Source organism: Paenibacillus sp. OK076 (assembly GCF_900110055.1).
In the GTDB taxonomy this organism is placed as follows: domain Bacteria; phylum Bacillota; class Bacilli; order Paenibacillales; family Paenibacillaceae; genus Paenibacillus.
On record NZ_FOCH01000003.1, the window covers coordinates 467,635 to 482,549 of the forward strand.

Annotated in this window: 14 protein-coding genes, 9 tRNA genes and 1 rRNA gene; 2 read left to right on the top strand and 22 right to left on the bottom strand. The window is 46.4% G+C overall.

Features of this window, described 5'->3' with window-relative positions:
* Nucleotides 1–30: 30 nt before the first annotated feature.
* From secF to BMY78_RS24620, 3 genes are all read right to left on the bottom strand, one after another.
* A complete protein-coding gene (gene secF / locus BMY78_RS24610; RefSeq protein WP_090903976.1) occupies nucleotides 31–939 on the bottom strand; it encodes a protein translocase subunit SecF in 909 nt (302 codons plus the stop codon).
* Nucleotides 929–2,179 (bottom strand): protein translocase subunit SecD, encoded by a 1,251-nt coding sequence (gene secD, locus BMY78_RS24615; RefSeq protein WP_090903977.1) that lies wholly within the window; start codon nucleotides 2,177–2,179, stop codon nucleotides 929–931. Before secD ends, secF begins: the two co-directional genes overlap by 11 nt.
* A gap of 90 nt (nucleotides 2,180–2,269) precedes the next feature.
* A complete protein-coding gene (locus BMY78_RS24620) occupies nucleotides 2,270–2,509 on the bottom strand; it encodes a post-transcriptional regulator (protein ID WP_175383441.1) in 240 nt (79 codons plus the stop codon).
* A 223-nt stretch (nucleotides 2,510–2,732) separates the two neighbouring features.
* Here BMY78_RS24620 and spoVB point away from each other — a divergent pair, with 223 nt between their 5' ends.
* Nucleotides 2,733–4,334 (top strand): stage V sporulation protein B, encoded by a 1,602-nt coding sequence (gene spoVB, locus BMY78_RS24625; protein ID WP_090903978.1) that lies wholly within the window; start codon nucleotides 2,733–2,735, stop codon nucleotides 4,332–4,334.
* A gap of 3 nt (nucleotides 4,335–4,337) precedes the next feature.
* On the opposite strand, the gene BMY78_RS24630 is transcribed toward spoVB, so the two are convergent.
* A complete protein-coding gene (locus tag BMY78_RS24630) occupies nucleotides 4,338–5,054 on the bottom strand; it encodes a YetF domain-containing protein (protein WP_090904029.1) in 717 nt (238 codons plus the stop codon).
* A gap of 228 nt (nucleotides 5,055–5,282) precedes the next feature.
* Between BMY78_RS24630 and BMY78_RS24635 the strand changes: the two genes are divergently transcribed.
* Nucleotides 5,283–5,675 (top strand): TIGR04086 family membrane protein, encoded by a 393-nt coding sequence (locus tag BMY78_RS24635; RefSeq protein ID WP_076287744.1) that lies wholly within the window; start codon nucleotides 5,283–5,285, stop codon nucleotides 5,673–5,675.
* Nucleotides 5,676–5,810: 135 nt separating this feature from the next.
* Here BMY78_RS24635 and yajC read toward each other — a convergent pair whose 3' ends face one another.
* From yajC to rrf, 18 genes are all read right to left on the bottom strand, one after another.
* Nucleotides 5,811–6,122 carry a preprotein translocase subunit YajC gene (gene yajC, locus BMY78_RS24640; RefSeq protein WP_090903979.1) on the bottom strand — a complete coding sequence of 104 codons (312 nt, stop codon included), beginning with the start codon at nucleotides 6,120–6,122 and terminating at the stop codon, nucleotides 5,811–5,813.
* A gap of 66 nt (nucleotides 6,123–6,188) precedes the next feature.
* The gene (gene tgt / locus BMY78_RS24645; protein WP_062325081.1) at nucleotides 6,189–7,325 is read right to left on the bottom strand and encodes a tRNA guanosine(34) transglycosylase Tgt; all 1,137 of its coding nucleotides are present in this window, start codon (nucleotides 7,323–7,325) and stop codon (nucleotides 6,189–6,191) included.
* Nucleotides 7,326–7,370: 45 nt separating this feature from the next.
* A complete protein-coding gene (queA, locus tag BMY78_RS24650; RefSeq protein ID WP_090903980.1) occupies nucleotides 7,371–8,399 on the bottom strand; it encodes a tRNA preQ1(34) S-adenosylmethionine ribosyltransferase-isomerase QueA in 1,029 nt (342 codons plus the stop codon).
* 7 nt (nucleotides 8,400–8,406) lie between these two features.
* A complete protein-coding gene (locus BMY78_RS24655) occupies nucleotides 8,407–10,494 on the bottom strand; it encodes a SpoIID/LytB domain-containing protein (protein WP_177185863.1) in 2,088 nt (695 codons plus the stop codon).
* A gap of 70 nt (nucleotides 10,495–10,564) precedes the next feature.
* Nucleotides 10,565–11,575, bottom strand: coding sequence for a Holliday junction branch migration DNA helicase RuvB (gene ruvB / locus BMY78_RS24660; RefSeq protein ID WP_053779099.1), 1,011 nt, complete (start codon nucleotides 11,573–11,575; stop codon nucleotides 10,565–10,567).
* 55 nt (nucleotides 11,576–11,630) lie between these two features.
* Complete coding sequence (ruvA, locus tag BMY78_RS24665; protein WP_090903981.1) at nucleotides 11,631–12,245, bottom strand: Holliday junction branch migration protein RuvA; 615 nt, start codon at nucleotides 12,243–12,245, stop codon at nucleotides 11,631–11,633.
* Nucleotides 12,242–12,745 (bottom strand): crossover junction endodeoxyribonuclease RuvC, encoded by a 504-nt coding sequence (gene ruvC / locus BMY78_RS24670; RefSeq protein ID WP_053779097.1) that lies wholly within the window; start codon nucleotides 12,743–12,745, stop codon nucleotides 12,242–12,244. The genes ruvA and ruvC overlap by 4 nt, the downstream gene beginning before the upstream one ends.
* Nucleotides 12,746–13,036: 291 nt before the next feature.
* Entirely contained in the window at nucleotides 13,037–13,729 is a 693-nt protein-coding gene (locus tag BMY78_RS24675; protein WP_090903982.1) for a BofC C-terminal domain-containing protein, read from the bottom strand.
* A gap of 219 nt (nucleotides 13,730–13,948) precedes the next feature.
* Nucleotides 13,949–14,022, bottom strand: a tRNA-Pro gene (locus tag BMY78_RS24680).
* Nucleotides 14,023–14,029: 7 nt separating this feature from the next.
* Nucleotides 14,030–14,108, bottom strand: a tRNA-Leu gene (locus BMY78_RS24685).
* Between the two features lie 14 nt (nucleotides 14,109–14,122).
* Nucleotides 14,123–14,199, bottom strand: a tRNA-Arg gene (locus BMY78_RS24690).
* A 9-nt stretch (nucleotides 14,200–14,208) separates the two neighbouring features.
* Nucleotides 14,209–14,283, bottom strand: a tRNA-Gly gene (locus tag BMY78_RS24695).
* A gap of 21 nt (nucleotides 14,284–14,304) precedes the next feature.
* Nucleotides 14,305–14,382 (bottom strand) — tRNA-Asp (locus BMY78_RS24700).
* A gap of 27 nt (nucleotides 14,383–14,409) precedes the next feature.
* Nucleotides 14,410–14,483: transfer RNA gene (locus BMY78_RS24705), tRNA-Met, on the bottom strand.
* Between the two features lie 20 nt (nucleotides 14,484–14,503).
* Nucleotides 14,504–14,579 (bottom strand) — tRNA-Val (locus BMY78_RS24710).
* 8 nt (nucleotides 14,580–14,587) lie between these two features.
* Nucleotides 14,588–14,659: transfer RNA gene (locus tag BMY78_RS24715), tRNA-Glu, on the bottom strand.
* A gap of 4 nt (nucleotides 14,660–14,663) precedes the next feature.
* Nucleotides 14,664–14,739, bottom strand: a tRNA-Asn gene (locus BMY78_RS24720).
* 84 nt (nucleotides 14,740–14,823) lie between these two features.
* Nucleotides 14,824–14,915 (bottom strand): 5S ribosomal RNA (gene rrf / locus BMY78_RS24725); the annotation flags it as partial.

Genomic DNA, 14,915 nt, shown 5'->3' on the forward strand with positions numbered 1-14,915 from the left:
CCTGGCAGACGCGGCTTGACAATACAATGTTTAGTTGGATGCTTTGACAGCTGCTTTAGGTTTCTCTGTTTGTTTACCTTTGAGCGCCAGCCACAATGGAGCGGCGATGTAGATCGAAGAATATGCACCGAACAATGTTCCGATGACCATAGCAAGTGAGAACATGCGAATGGATTCTCCACCAAAAATAAACAAGCAGAGCGAAGCGACAAACACGGTGAATGTTGTATTCAGGGAACGTGTCATCGTTTGTGCCAAACTGCGGTTGACTACTTCACGCAAATCGGCTTTGGTAGTCTTTTTAGCAAAACGCATATTCTCACGAATCCGGTCGAAGATAACGATGGTATCATTGATCGAGAATCCGACAATGGTCAGTACCGCCGTAATGAAGGTCAAATTCACTTCCAGTCGGAAAATCGAGAACACACTAATCACTACAAATGCATCATGGAAGAGCGCAATGACAGCAGCCAAGCCAAACCGCCATTCAAATCGGATCGCTACATAGATCATAATCCCGATACTAGCGATGAGAACCGCGTATATGGCATTGCGTTCAAGTTCTTTAGCCATCTCCGGGTCCACCGTATTGACTTCATAAGAAGCGGTTGAATCCAGCTTGGTGAACTCTTGCTTAAACTTGCTTTCCTGATTTTCATCCAGTACGTTCGAGAAACGAACGTTAACCCGATCAGCACCAGGTGTAATATGAACATCTTTTGTGTCAACACCAAGGTCACTAACGATGGGCTTAATTTGTTCTGTTGTGATTGCTTTAGACACCGTAATATCCACATTTGAACCTGAACGGAAATCAACCGCATAATTCAATCCCAGAGCCAAAATGCTGATGATACCTGCAATCGTCAAAATGATGGAAAAGGCATAGGCAATTTTACTGCCTTTAACATAATCAAAATTCCAATTAAAGCGCACGAATTTCACTCTCCTTCACTCCGAAGTACTTAGGCTTCTTCAATACGTTAGCCCGCACAAGCAGGGTCAACAGGAAGCGGGAGAAGAAAATATTCGTAATAATGCTGGTCACGATATCAAAAATCAGTACCAGTGCGAAACCTTTAACCGCACCTGTACCCATGAAGAACATAACGGCGGCAGCAATGATGGTTGTGATGTTAGAGTCAATAATCGTACGGAATGAACTTTTACCACCAGCTCTTACCGAAGACAATATCGACTTACCACTGCGCATTTCTTCCTTGATCCGCTCATACGTGATGATGTTGGCATCCACGGCCATCCCTATACCCAGGATAAATGCCGCGATCCCCGGAAGGGTAAGTACGAATTCTCCCATATAGAAGATTGCAAGTACAAGCCACGTATGTGTAATCAGGGCAAAGCTCGCAATAATCCCCGGAATACGGTACAGGCCAATCATGAACACCAGAATAATTACGGAACCAATTAATCCCGCTTTAATCGTCTGGTCCAGAGATAGTTTACCAAGCGTTGCACCAACACTTTGAGAGTACTTCTCTGTCAGTTTCAGCGGCAACGCACCCAAATTAATGGTATCGCGAAGCTGATTGGCTTCCTCACGTGAGTAGTTACCCGTGATTTGCGCAGAGCCGTCACTCAGCTGCTGCTGCACGGTTGGAGCGGATAACAGTTGATCATCCAGATAGATAGCCAAAGGTTGTCCAATCAAACGTTTGGTGATTTCAGCAAACTTCGCTTTGTCTTTAACCTGGATATCGATCATCGGTGCGTTCAACTGGTTAAATACCACTTTGGCACCATTCTCCACGAACTCATTTCCCCGAAGCTCGATTTTGGTATATTCGCCTTCTTTGTCATTCTCAGCTTTACTGCGGAAGGTCATGACAGCAGGTTCTTTCATTTTGGCTCTGACTTCAGCCTCGTCGGTAACCCCGGCCAGCTTCAAACGGATCCGGTTCGTTCCTTCAGTTGTTACTTCCGGCTCGCTTGTTCCGAGCGCATTGGCACGGCTCTCCAGACTTTTTGCTGTTTGCACCAAAGATGCTTTGGTGACTTGTTGTCCTTGTTCCAGCGGCTCTGCTTCATATAAGATCTCGTAGCCTCCTTTTAAATCGAGGCCCAAGCGTATATTTTTGAGCAGCCCTGGACTTGTGCCCAACATTACTCCTGCGGTCACAAGCACGACCAAAATGAAACTGACGATTCTTTTCATGCCGTTCCTAGATCCCCTTTCGTTCTCAATATTCCTATTATAGCGATGCCGTAAAAAGCAGTCAATTTCCAACAAAAAAGATCCCTTTCGCTAGAAAGAGGACCCCCGGTATGCAGACACGGTCATAAAGTTCATAAAGCTTGTTGCTTTCAGTGACAATATGTCGTTCACCAGTTGGTGAAGCGGTGGAATGCCCTGCTTTTCATATTTATGACTGATGCAATTCCAGACATCTTTGCTGGTGACATATTCGTAACCGACAAGCCTTAGTTCCTCTGCTTTGCTACGGCAGAGCATCTCTATAGACTGTTCCAACTCCACATCATTCATTTCTTCCAACGGGGAGCCTCCCTTCATACATCCAAGCCTTTATGCGGCATCAATATTACATCATTCGACTTTACCCGATCATATTCCTTCTTGCTGTTGATGGATCTTTTTGTTAATCGTGTCCAAGTTGTCATGAGAAGATATTGGACTGGCATAGGATGAAGAACGACGGCATTGTCCCGTTTATGAATATCTGTACTCCAACCGGGAAAGAGGGGTAGTCTTGAAGAAACAGACATTTATCCAGGGAGCCATGATCCTGCTCGCCGCAGGCATCATTAATCGGATTCTCGGGTTCATCCCGCGCATTGCGCTGCCACGGGTTATCGGTGCAGAAGGTGTTGGCATCTACCAACTGAGCTATCCCTTTTTCATCGTACTCGTCACCTTAATCACTGGCGGTATTCCATTGGCTGTAGCCAAACTCGTAGCCGAGGCGGATACAGGTGCCAACCGTTACTCACCCCAACGGATTCTGCAAATCAGCCTGAGCTTCACATTGACCCTTGGCGTTGTGTTTATGTTTCTGTGCATAATCTTCGCTCCATGGGTCACCCGTTATGTTCTGACCGATGAGAGGGTCTATCACACGTTTGTCAGCATGAGCCCTATGATTGCCATTATCGCCGTATCTGCAGTCTACAGAGGTTATTTCCAGGGAAAGCAAAACATGATGCCTACGGCTGTTTCATCAATCGTAGAAACGGTCATTCGTATTATATGTGTAATCTGGTTTTCCTGGCTCCTCTTGCCCCGAGGAATTGCACAAGCTGCAGCAGGGGCCATGCTGGGGGCGCTTGTCGGTGAATTCGTCGGCATGCTTGTATTACTGTGGAACTATGCTAGACAGAAGAAATATATCGATCAACATCAGCCCATACTCGAATCTTCAATCGAAACCAAACCTGCTGTTTTAAAAAACTCAACCGGATCAGAGCCTGGACTCCTTCGTCGTTTACTTGCGATTTCCGTACCCGTAACTGCCGGACGATTAGTTGGCTCCCTATCCTATCTTGCTGAGACCATTGTAACCGCACAGAGCCTGGCAATTGCAGGCATCTCCAAAGGGCTCGCCACGGCCCAGTATGGAGCACTACAAGGCATGATTATCCCGCTACTTCTTCTGCCCGGAGCATTAACGTCCTCATTAGCAACGTCCCTTGTCCCTTCATTGTCTGAGGCCTCGGCTCAAGGTGATCGTGCGCTCATACATAAACGGATGCATCAGGCTTTGCGGTTAGCACTCGTAACAGGAGCCCCATTTTCTGTATTTATGTATGTGCTTGCCGAACCGATGTGTCTTGTCCTGTATAATGATGCATCGATTGGAAGCATGCTTAAGCTTATGGCTCCTTTTGCTTTGTTTATCTACATTCAAGCTCCTCTTCAAGCTGCTCTTCAAGCACTTGATCGTCCGGGAAAAGCACTGCTCAATACATTTATTGGTGCTGTCATCAAAATTACATTGATTTTGGTACTCGCCTCCCGACCGGAATACGGCATATTTGGTGCGGTGATTGCCATATGTGTGAATTCAACGGTCGTTACCCTTCTACATGCAAGAAGTGTGCGCAACCTTTTGCAGTTCCGTTTCAAGCTGATGGATTGGGTCAAAACAGGTACGGGTATGGTCATCATGGGCGCCGCTACTCTGGTCATTTATGAGCAGACCGCATCTTTGCTTCCGTTTTGGATCAGAATGCTTCTTGCTCCCCTTGTTGGTCTAATTGTTTATTTCATGGTTATGGGCTGGACCAAAATGATCGATTTTCACGATCTTTCCCGTGCCCCCATTATTGGTTCCTGGTTTAAACGCCGTTCTTAGACGTCAGTTATCTTTATTATCTTTGGAACTTACATAAACTTTCTCGTTATGATCAATGGAACAGATAAACACATCTTTGAAGTCCATAATCCCTTTCTGCTGAATCTGATTTTTAAGCCAAAATCTGGTTTTCTGAATCAGTTCAAGGTTCTGATCCTGAACTTTGCCATCCATGATCAATGGCAATGGTAGGCCTTCATATTTGATGTTTTCAAATCCATCTATTTTATTTTTCCGTCTATTTTGTTTGGAATTAAATCCTGTCGAACCAGAACCTGATGAACCGCTGTTACCGCCTGAAGAACTCTGAACTTTTGGAAAAACAGTCAGCTTGCCTGTAGTCTCCAATATGGCGAAGTCAACTTCACCAATGCTGTCTATATTCTGTTCACGAAGTTGCTGTAGCAAATCGTCGAGATTATAACGCTGCTTGCGCATCTCATCTCGATGCAATTTACCTTTGGAAATTAACACGGTCGGCTTGCCATCAATCATCAGCCGCAGCTTCCGGCTCTTGAGACTGAGAAAAGCTATGGCAATCTGCACGACCAGGACCGTTAGCATCGGTACAATACCATGGAATAACGGCTTATTGATATCTTCAATGACAAATGCCGCAATTTCTGCAAGCATGATGGATACGACCAGATCAAACATGGACAGCTTCCCAATCTCACGTTTGCCCATAATCCGGATAGAAGCATAAACAATAAAATACATGAGTATGGTTCGAAAAATATGTGCTCCGACATCTGAGAAATTCACAACAGGGTTCCTCCTTCGGATCTGAATTTTATACAGGTACCTGAAGCGTAATCCCTATTTTGACCTGAAGCTTACATGCTCATGCAAATATAAACTGTTCATTTAATGGAAAATTCAGTTCATAAGTCCGAAGGCTTGACCATACACTGTATTAATTTCAAACTTGTACAAGGGGGTTGCTTCATGCAGTTGATTCGCCGAATGGTTTCATTTCGAATGTCTAACCCGGTTCTTTCGGGCCTCTGTCATGCTTTTGTATGGATGATGTTAGGCGCACTGATTCTATCCTTCTTTCTCTGGATGACCGGAATGCGGGAACAGGATCTTTCCCTGTATACGTACGTTGTCCATGGCTTGTCTTTGCTGGTTGGTGGATTTGTATCTGGCAAGAGGTCAGGTGAGCGAGGCTGGTACCACGGAGGTATTACCGGAATCGTTTACGGATTAATCGTATTGCTCATCGGATTTCTGGCACTCGATGCCTCATTCAATTGGAAAGACAGTCTGCAGCTTGCAAGTGCATTCCTGATTTCTGCACTAGGCGGTATATTTGGAGTCAATACACGAAGATCATAGAAGATTGGGGAGTAACGGTTATTTGAGCAAAAAAGAAAAAGAGAACCGGGTCTCCAGGGAGATCCAGTTCTCTGATAATGAAGAATACGCTGCAAACGTACTCATAGCCTTACAGGCTTTTTGAATTTTTATAATTTATTCAGCCGTTTCACGAGCAACTGCACTGCTAATCGCATTACGATCGAATGTCAGTTTAGTAACATCGTTTACACGCAATACAACTACATCATCCGTGATTTCAGCAATTGTTCCGTGAAGACCACCGATTGTAACAATTTTATCGCCTTTTTTCAATTGACTTAGCATAGAATTACGTTGCTTTTGTTTTTTGTTCTGTGGACGAATCATCAAGAAGTAAAAAATTGCAACCATGAGTACCAAAGGTACAATCAAAGATACAATTCCTCCACCCGCATTAGCGGATGCAGCTGGTAATGCTTGGAACATTTAAACTCCCCCTTATCGACTATACATACAGATAATGCTTGTTACCTCGGTTCCGCAAAAACCTGATCAGAAACCTTTGTCATTGTCATGAAGACCATATTGATCGAAAAATTCATCCCGGAAATCAAGCAAACGATCTTCCATTATGGCTTTACGCACATTGCGCATCAAATTCTGCAAGAAATGAAGATTGTGGATGGTCGTCAAACGTAAGCCAAACGTTTCATCCGCTTTGATTAAATGACGCAAATAGGCTCTTGAATAGTTACGACAAGTGTAGCAATCACATTCAGGGTCTAGTGGCCCAAAATCGGTTGCAAACTTGGCATTACGAACTACCAGACGTCCTTGGCTGGTCATCGTTGTTCCGTTACGGGCAATTCGGGTAGGCAGAACACAATCGAACATGTCCACTCCGCGAATCGATCCCTCAATCAATGCATCGGGTGAACCTACACCCATTAAATAGCGTGGTTTATTGGATGGCAACAAAGGAACCGTGTAATCCAATACCCCATACATCAAATGTTTCGGTTCTCCAACACTCAGTCCACCAATAGCATAACCCGGGAAATCCATGGAAGTCAAATCTGCCGCGCTCTGGCGACGAAGATCTTCATGCATGCCTCCCTGTACGATGGCAAACAGTCCTTGATCATTTGGACGAGCATGACTTTCCAGACAACGTTCTGCCCAGCGGCTCGTTCTTTCAAGTGATTTTTTCACATATTCATATTCAGCCGGATACGGCGGGCATTCATCAAATGCCATCATAATATCGGAGCCCAGTGCATTCTGGATTTCCATTGCCACTTCAGGGGAAAGGAATTTTTTATCTCCATTTAGATGGGAGCGGAAGTTAACGCCTTCCTCCGTAATTTTGCGCATCTCACTAAGAGAAAACACCTGGAAGCCTCCGCTATCCGTCAAAATCGGACGATCCCAGTTCATGAATTTGTGCAGGCCGCCTGCCTGACGAATAATTTCATGCCCGGGTCTAAGGAACAGATGATACGTATTGCTCAGAATAATCTGTGCATCCATCTCTTTCAGCTCTTCGGGACTCATCGTCTTCACTGTGGCCTGTGTTCCTACAGGCATGAAGGTTGGTGTCTCAATAATACCGTGAGGTGTATGTACACGTCCCAAACGGGCTCCGGATTGTTTACAGGTTTTGATATGTTCGTACGTAATTGCTGCCATTGGTTTTAATCATCCTCTAAAAATTAATCGTAATACCTTCATATCTTAATAAATCAACATGGCATCGCCAAAGCTGAAGAAACGGTATCGTTCTTTAATCGCTTCCTCATACGCATGCATGATTTGTTCTCTTCCCGCAAGCGCACTGACCAGCATGACCAATGTGGATTTGGGGAGATGGAAATTCGTAAGCATCCCGTCGATCACTTTGAACGTATATCCCGGATAGATAAAGATCTTGGTCCAGCCGCTGCTCTCTTGCAACTGCCCGTCTTCAAACTTGCTGCCTACCGTTTCAAGTGTTCGACAACTCGTCGTTCCTACTGCAAATATACGGTTGCCACGTTTTTTCGTTTCATTAATTAGATCCGCCGTCTCTTGAGACAAGGAGTAGTATTCCTCATGCATGACATGTTCTTCAACATTGTCAACCGACATCGGCCGAAATGTTCCAAGTCCCACGTGAAGCGTGATGAAAGCAACATTAACCCCTTTATCCCGAATCCGATTCAACAGTTCTTCTGTAAAATGTAATCCTGCTGTCGGTGCAGCGGCCGATCCTTCGTGTTTTGCATACACCGTTTGATACCTTTCCCGGTCATCCAGTGTTTCTCTAATATACGGAGGCAAAGGCATTTCACCCAAACGATCCAGAATCTCCTGAAAGATTCCATCATAGGAGAATGTAAGCAAACGCGCACCCATTTCGCCTTCCTCGTCAATGACGGCCCTGAGCTCGTCACTAAAAACGATAACTGACCCTGCTTTCAGCTTCTTGCCTGGTTTGACCAGAGCTTCCCAGCGATCGCCCTCCACGTTTTTGAGCAGGAGCACTTCCGCCTTTGCTCCAGTGTCCTCTTTGGTTCCAAACAAACGGGCTGGAAGAACACGTGTATCATTCAATACCAGTGTATCCCCAGGCTGAAGAAAGTCGATAATATCAGGGAACGTGTGATGGTTAACTTCACCGCTCTCCTTGTTTAAGGTAAGCAACCGGGATGCCGTGCGGTCAAGCAGTGGCGTCTGTGCAATCAATTGCTCCGGCAATTCAAAATCATATAAGTTCACATTCATATTCAAATCATTCCTTAACAATAGTCGCATTTTGATAATAGTGTTTCAATATTGTCTGGTAATCATACCCTTCATCTGCCATGCCTTTGGCACCCCATTGGGATAAACCCAATCCGTGCCCGTTACCCTGACCGATGAACATGAAGCTTTGGCTCTGAGTTACAGCTCGGGCTTGACCATCACCACTCATAACCACAAGAGCATTACTGGATGAAGTCCCTGTGCCCGAGGCAGATAGAACAGCAGCCCCCTGTGAGCCGGTTTTGCTTGCTGTTTTGCCGTCAGCGCCTAATACAGTATAACTTCCGGTCCCTGCAATATCAAATAAAGTACTTGGTAATCCACCTAGAGCAGAGCGGTATGTATCTGCATATTTTACCGTCATGGGCTGGCCGTTGGCTGTAACTTCAAGTGCTCTTCCTGATGGCCCGCGCTTGGTCACTTCGAGCGTTGAGATTGAGGATGGAACAGCAGAAGTCGTTTTACCCTGTAGGGTTTTAACCAACTGGGCTGACGTGAATGGTCCTCTTACCCAGGCATAATCATTGGACTGCGGCACTTTGGCCAGGACAACAGCTTCGTTGCCTGGATTCATTTTCGCTACCGGATCAACATTGGATTGAATTAACGGAACGGGACGCACATTGGTATTTTGGGCAGTAACCGTTACTTTGGCTAAACCCGCATCCGTTTTGGTTGTTAATTCTTTTACATTATCCTCGCGGAGATAGCCGCTGACTCCTGTACTCAACAGCACATGATACCAGGTTTGCAATCCAGCTTGAGCCGATGTATCTCCATGGCTATCCACATTACTGAACACATCCCCGCCTCCGTTCCATACTTCGGATGGATGTGCAGTCTGTCCCCCCGCATTGGATGAGAATACAGCTTCTACGATTTTACCACCGCTCTTGATAACTTCTCCAGAGGTGGCATCAACCGCGCTGGAGACTTTATCATTCTCTGAACCCATTCCGTTGTATGCCTGACTAAGGGTGGTATCCACGACATTGGCAATTTTGAAACGGTCTCCCTGTTGAAGCGCATAAGAGCGTGCAGCGACAGCCTGTACTTTCAGCGCTTCTGCTGGCCAGGATGAATACACTTCTGCACCGACAACAGAGTATAAATATTGCTCCAGTGGAACTACATTAACCAAAGCCAAATCGCCGCTTACAATGCTAATTTCCATGTCACCGCGATATGTCCGCCCGGAACGTTCCACGACTTTGATTCCACTGCCGTCTCCTTGTACAAAGGCTTTGGCTTCACTGCCGGCAATGGTGTAATGCGGGGCTGTTTTAAGTGCATCAGTGCTTAACCCGGCATCCTGCCGGATAATAAGCGCAGCACTATTACTGTTTACCGGAGACAGGTTTACTCCTGGAACACTGGCTTCCACACTCTTTTTGAATGCAGACAGATCAGCATCTGATGAGGCTTCACCCACCCATACGGTATACCCTTGACTCCCTCCATCCAGTTGAAGAACGGTATAAGAACTAACTCCTGCCGATGAAAGAGATGCTTGTACCGCTTCTGCCTCTTGGAGCGAACTGTAGACTCCTGTAGATAAACGCTTGCTGCCCGTCACCACTGGTTGTTGTCCACCCAACTGGGCTGCAGCCACTTTTTGTACACGTGCAACCGCTTGTCCAGCCAACGCCTCTGTTGCATAGTTTCCGGTGTATAGTTGATAGGTCGCTTTACCATTCAGAGAAGTTGTAAACAACAACGGCTTATCACTAGTGGCCTGCAACAATTTTGCGGCGGCGGCTGCCGTTTTGAAATCCCCTGTTTCCAACACTTTGACGCGGAATCCATCCGCACTGAAACGGATTTGTCCTGCTGGAAGAGTTATACTTGCCCCGCTTTCCGAACCGATATTCCATTTTCCACTCGACTCAAGCGTAATCAGAGGGGTAGTCGATTTATACGTACTTCCCAGGTTCGCAAACATGGCTACCCGGATCATCTGCCCATCACTTTCAGCGGCATAAACCGGCACTTGCAGGCATCCTACCGTCAACAGAGCTGCGGCCAATACCTTCAAACGCCGACTCCACTTCTTTGTTTGTATTACTTTCCCCACGATCAGTCTCCTCTCTCTGTTTGTCCCAAGTTGTATATTAAGATGAATCTCATTGATATATGATCACAAATTATTTGGCGTCTCTCGGTGGAACTGGCAAACCCAGATGATGATAGGCCAGGTCTGTTACAATTCTGCCCCTCGGTGTACGTTGAAGCATACCAATCTGCAATAAATAAGGCTCGTAGACATCCTCAATGGTCTGACTCTCCTCACCAATCGTAGCGGCAATCGTATCCAGACCCACCGGGCCTCCCCGGAAACTGTTAATCATTGATTTGAGCATCTTGTGATCGATTTCGTCCAGACCGCGCGGATCAATCTGAAGACGTTGCAGCGCTTCTTCCGCCAGAGCCTGTGTGATGATACCATCCCCCCGTACCTGGGCAAAGTCACGCACTCTTTTCAACAGACGGTTGGCAATCCTCGGTGTCCCACGGGAGCGCAATGCTATCTCTTCTGCGGCATTACCAACAATCTCCACTCCTAGAATCTCTGAGGCCCGTGAGACGATGTAGGCCAGCTCATCCACCGTGTAGAACTCCAGCCGACTGATAACACCAAACCGGTCTCTGAGAGGCGCAGACAGCAAGCCTGCACGGGTTGTAGCACCAATCAGCGTAAAAGATGGCAGATCAAGACGTACGGAGCGGGCACTTGGCCCTTTTCCAATCATGATATCCAGCGCAAAGTCTTCCATGGCGGGATACATCACTTCTTCTACCGTACGATGAAGGCGATGAATCTCGTCAATAAACAGGACATCCCCTTCTTGCAGGTTTGTGAGCAACGCAGCCAGATCACCTGGGCGTTCAATCGCGGGTCCCGATGTTGTGCGCAAGTTAACACCCAATTCATTGGCAATGATATTGGCAAGTGTTGTTTTACCAAGTCCAGGCGGGCCATATAACAACACATGATCTAGCGCCTCATTGCGCATCTTGGCCGCTTCAATGTATATTTTCAAATTCTCCTTGACCTGGTTCTGCCCGATATATTCATTCAAATACCGGGGACGAAGACTGAGCTCGACAGCTTGATCCTCCATCATCAGGTTCGCGGAAATAATCCGGTCATCCATGTTCATCCCTACCTTTTTTATGCGGCTTACTGCTCTATTATAGAGGCAAAATTAATTATCCCGTAAACAGCATTTGCAGTGCCCGTTTCATCAACACATCAACAGAATCGGCCGAAGTAACATCTTTCTTCAGTTTGAGCCAGACTTTATCCAGTTCACTGTCGGTATACCCCAGCGCTTTAAGCCCTTCACGAGCCTCATCCCAGGCAGAGCCGCTTCCTGCTTCTTCCGAAGGAGGGGCAAACAAACCTGTTGCATACGTGGCAGCACCGAAACCATCCAATTTGTCCTTAAGGTCCAGTATCATGCGCTGCGCTGTTTTCTTGCCAATCCCCGGCAGTTTGGTCAGGAACGTCAGATTCTCTTGATAAATTGCAGTCACGACATGGTCCGGCGTACCGCCAGCGAGTATACCCAGAGCAACTTTAGGTCCAATACCTGATACCTCGATCAGCTTGCGAAATAACTTCTGTTCCTCACGAGTAGCAAAGCCAAACAGCAACATCGCATCTTCACGTACATGGTGATGGGTATACACCATAATTTGGCCTTCTTGCTTCGCAAATGCAAAAGGATTCGGACAGAATACACGATAACCAACGCCATGAACATCAAGCACAATATATTCATTCTCCAGATGTACGAACTGTCCTCTTAGGAAATCAATCATTTTCGCAATACCTCATTCAACTTGGAATTTAATGTATATGAGTGTGCATGACACACTGCTACAGCCAAAGCATCAGCTACGTCATCCGGCTTCGGAATCACCTGTAAACGCAAAAACATTTTGACCATCTCCTGCACTTGCCGCTTCTCTGCTTTTCCGTATCCCACAATCGCCTGCTTAATCTGCATCGGCGTATATTCGGCAATAGGCAGTCCCTTCTGGGCAGCAGCCAGTACCATGACACCTCTAGCCTGACTTACAGACATCGCTGTTGTGACGTTACGATTGAAAAAAAGTTTCTCCAGCGCTACCGCGTCCGGTTTATATTTATCAATCAGCTGTACCATGCCCTCATAAACATGAAGCAGCCGTTCCTCTTCAGGGGTATGAGCTTCTGTCTGAATACAGCCGTATTGTACAGGTGTCACCTTACTGCCGATTTTATCCACAAAACCAAAACCGACAATCGCAATCCCCGGGTCAATTCCCAAAAAACGCAAATCCATCTCTCCCTTACAAAAGCGAACATATGTATCGTTCATTTCATTATAACAAAAGATAGACCCTACGGCAGGAAAAACTTTGTCCTTCCATATACTCGCCTCAATTCGTGAATAACCTAAGTCGTTATCTCCCATATTCCGTTGTATCTGTCATGGAACGACAAAAAGGACATCTTTCGATGTCCTTCGGTTCACTTCGTATGTTGTATAGACTCTGAATGTCCTTCGACAAGGCACTTCTCTTCTACGCGATGTTAAGAATACATTTAATGCAGATCAGCCTGTCTGTTATCCGCCATTACGGATTTCTTTATTGGCCTCATCCACTGCATAATCGCTGAACGTAGAGATTACGCTGTCGTACTCATCCTTGTCCTGGATACGGATACCCTGCTGCAACTGCTCCAACACACCTTCAGGCAATGATGTCTCCAACGTGCCTACGTCCATTTGAAAAAAAGTACGAATGACTTTCTCTTCTGTAGGCCGTCCTTCGTAAAGATTGAGATTACCCACAGCATCTATGCTAATATATGCCTGCTCTTTACATAATGGAGAAAGATCATCCACATGTTGCTTAATGCGTAACACTTCTGCCGATTCAACCTGAGCATCCCAATCCGGATGTTGTACGAGCAGCATCTTCAATTGAGGAATCGCCATCTTACCCAATTGTTCCGTTTCTACCCCACAAATATATTGCGTCTCCAATACAACACTCGTTAAATGGTCCGGATCAGAATTGAGTTGTTCCATCAAAGTCTGAATTTCTTGCTCAGACCTTTGCTCACTCGTAGCAGGTCCCATTACAGATACAGCCTCACTAAAATTGGTTGTTAATAAACGCTCGATCGCAGAAGAAATCGGCAAACCACTGTAAGCCAGTATGGCTACGGCAATCAATGATGCAGTCATCCACACTGTTCGTTTCCACCGACGCCAGCGTCTCTTGAATTGTTTTTTGAAGTTAAACGTGTTCACATGAACCCCTTCTATCACTTTTTAAACCTATTGTGACCGAAAGGACTGGGGTTTATGCAAAATTAACCTAAAGCAACCACAATGCGCTGAGTCTGAGCACTAATAAGATGAAGCTATTATTATTCCTTATTAAGAGGTTGTGATGCTTAGAATACAATTACTTTTAAACAAAATAAAAATACGGACTATCTATGAATAGATAGTCCGTATTTTTTGAGATCGGGATGACACGATTTGAACATGCGACCCCCTGGTCCCAAACCAGGTGCTCTACCAAGCTGAGCTACATCCCGTTATCTATACCGGCGAGAGGACTCGAACCTCCACGGTTTCCCACTCGATTTTGAGTCGAGCGCGTCTGCCATTCCGCCACGCCGGCGTATGAAGTTATAATGGCGCGCCCTGAGAGATTCGAACTCCCGGCCTTTTGATTCGTAGTCAAACGCTCTATCCAGCTGAGCTAAGGGCGCAAATAATATTGGAGCGGACGACGGGAATCGAACCCGCGACCCTCGCCTTGGCAAGGCGATGCTCTACCGCTGAGCCACGTCCGCAAGCGGTAATTAAGATAAAAATGGCGGAACCGACGGGATTCGAACCCGCGATCTCCTGCGTGACAGGCAGGCATGTTAGGCCAACTACACCACGGTTCCAGATCACTTTCTTCAAAGAAAGATTAATTGCGGGGGCAGGATTTGAACCTGCGGCCTTCGGGTTATGAGCCCGACGAGCTACCGGGCTGCTCCACCCCGCGTCGTTATTCAGAAAACTATATGGTGGAGGCTGAGGGGATCGAACCCCCGACCCTCTGCTTGTAAGGCAGATGCTCTCCCAGCTGAGCTAAGCCTCCATAATATATGACCCGTAGGGGATTCGAACCCCTGTTACCTCCGTGAAAGGGAGGTGTCTTAACCCCTTGACCAACGGGCCTTAATGGCTCCCCGAACAGGGCTCGAACCTGTGACAACTCGATTAACAGTCGAGTGCTCTACCAACTGAGCTATCAGGGAATACTAAGCATCTGCAGTGCAAATGCAATTCATCATACAACGCTAACATGCAGAGCCTGTTTTCTATGTAAGATGAAAGAGTTCGCTTGGCGGCGTCCTACTCTCCCAGGACCCTGCGGTCCAAGTACCATCGGCGCTAGAGGGCTTAACGGTCGTGTTCGGGATGGGTACGTGTG

Bases quoted from the DNA above. Each gene is read 5' to 3' on its own strand.
- secD (WP_090903977.1), bottom strand. From the start codon at position 2,179: ATGAAAAGAATCGTCAGTTTCATTTTGGTCGTGCTTGTGACCGCAGGA.
- BMY78_RS24635 (WP_076287744.1), top strand. From the start codon at position 5,283: ATGCAGTTGATTCGCCGAATGGTTTCATTTCGAATGTCTAACCCGGTT.
- yajC (WP_090903979.1), bottom strand. From the start codon at position 6,122: ATGTTCCAAGCATTACCAGCTGCATCCGCTAATGCGGGTGGAGGAATT.
- tgt (WP_062325081.1), bottom strand. From the start codon at position 7,325: ATGGCAGCAATTACGTACGAACATATCAAAACCTGTAAACAATCCGGA.
- queA (WP_090903980.1), bottom strand. From the start codon at position 8,399: ATGAATGTGAACTTATATGATTTTGAATTGCCGGAGCAATTGATTGCA.
- ruvB (WP_053779099.1), bottom strand. From the start codon at position 11,575: ATGGATGACCGGATTATTTCCGCGAACCTGATGATGGAGGATCAAGCT.
- ruvA (WP_090903981.1), bottom strand. From the start codon at position 12,245: ATGATTGATTTCCTAAGAGGACAGTTCGTACATCTGGAGAATGAATAT.
- BMY78_RS24630 (WP_090904029.1), bottom strand. From the start codon at position 5,054: ATGTATTTTATTGTTTATGCTTCTATCCGGATTATGGGCAAACGTGAG.
- BMY78_RS24620 (WP_175383441.1), bottom strand. From the start codon at position 2,509: ATGAATGATGTGGAGTTGGAACAGTCTATAGAGATGCTCTGCCGTAGC.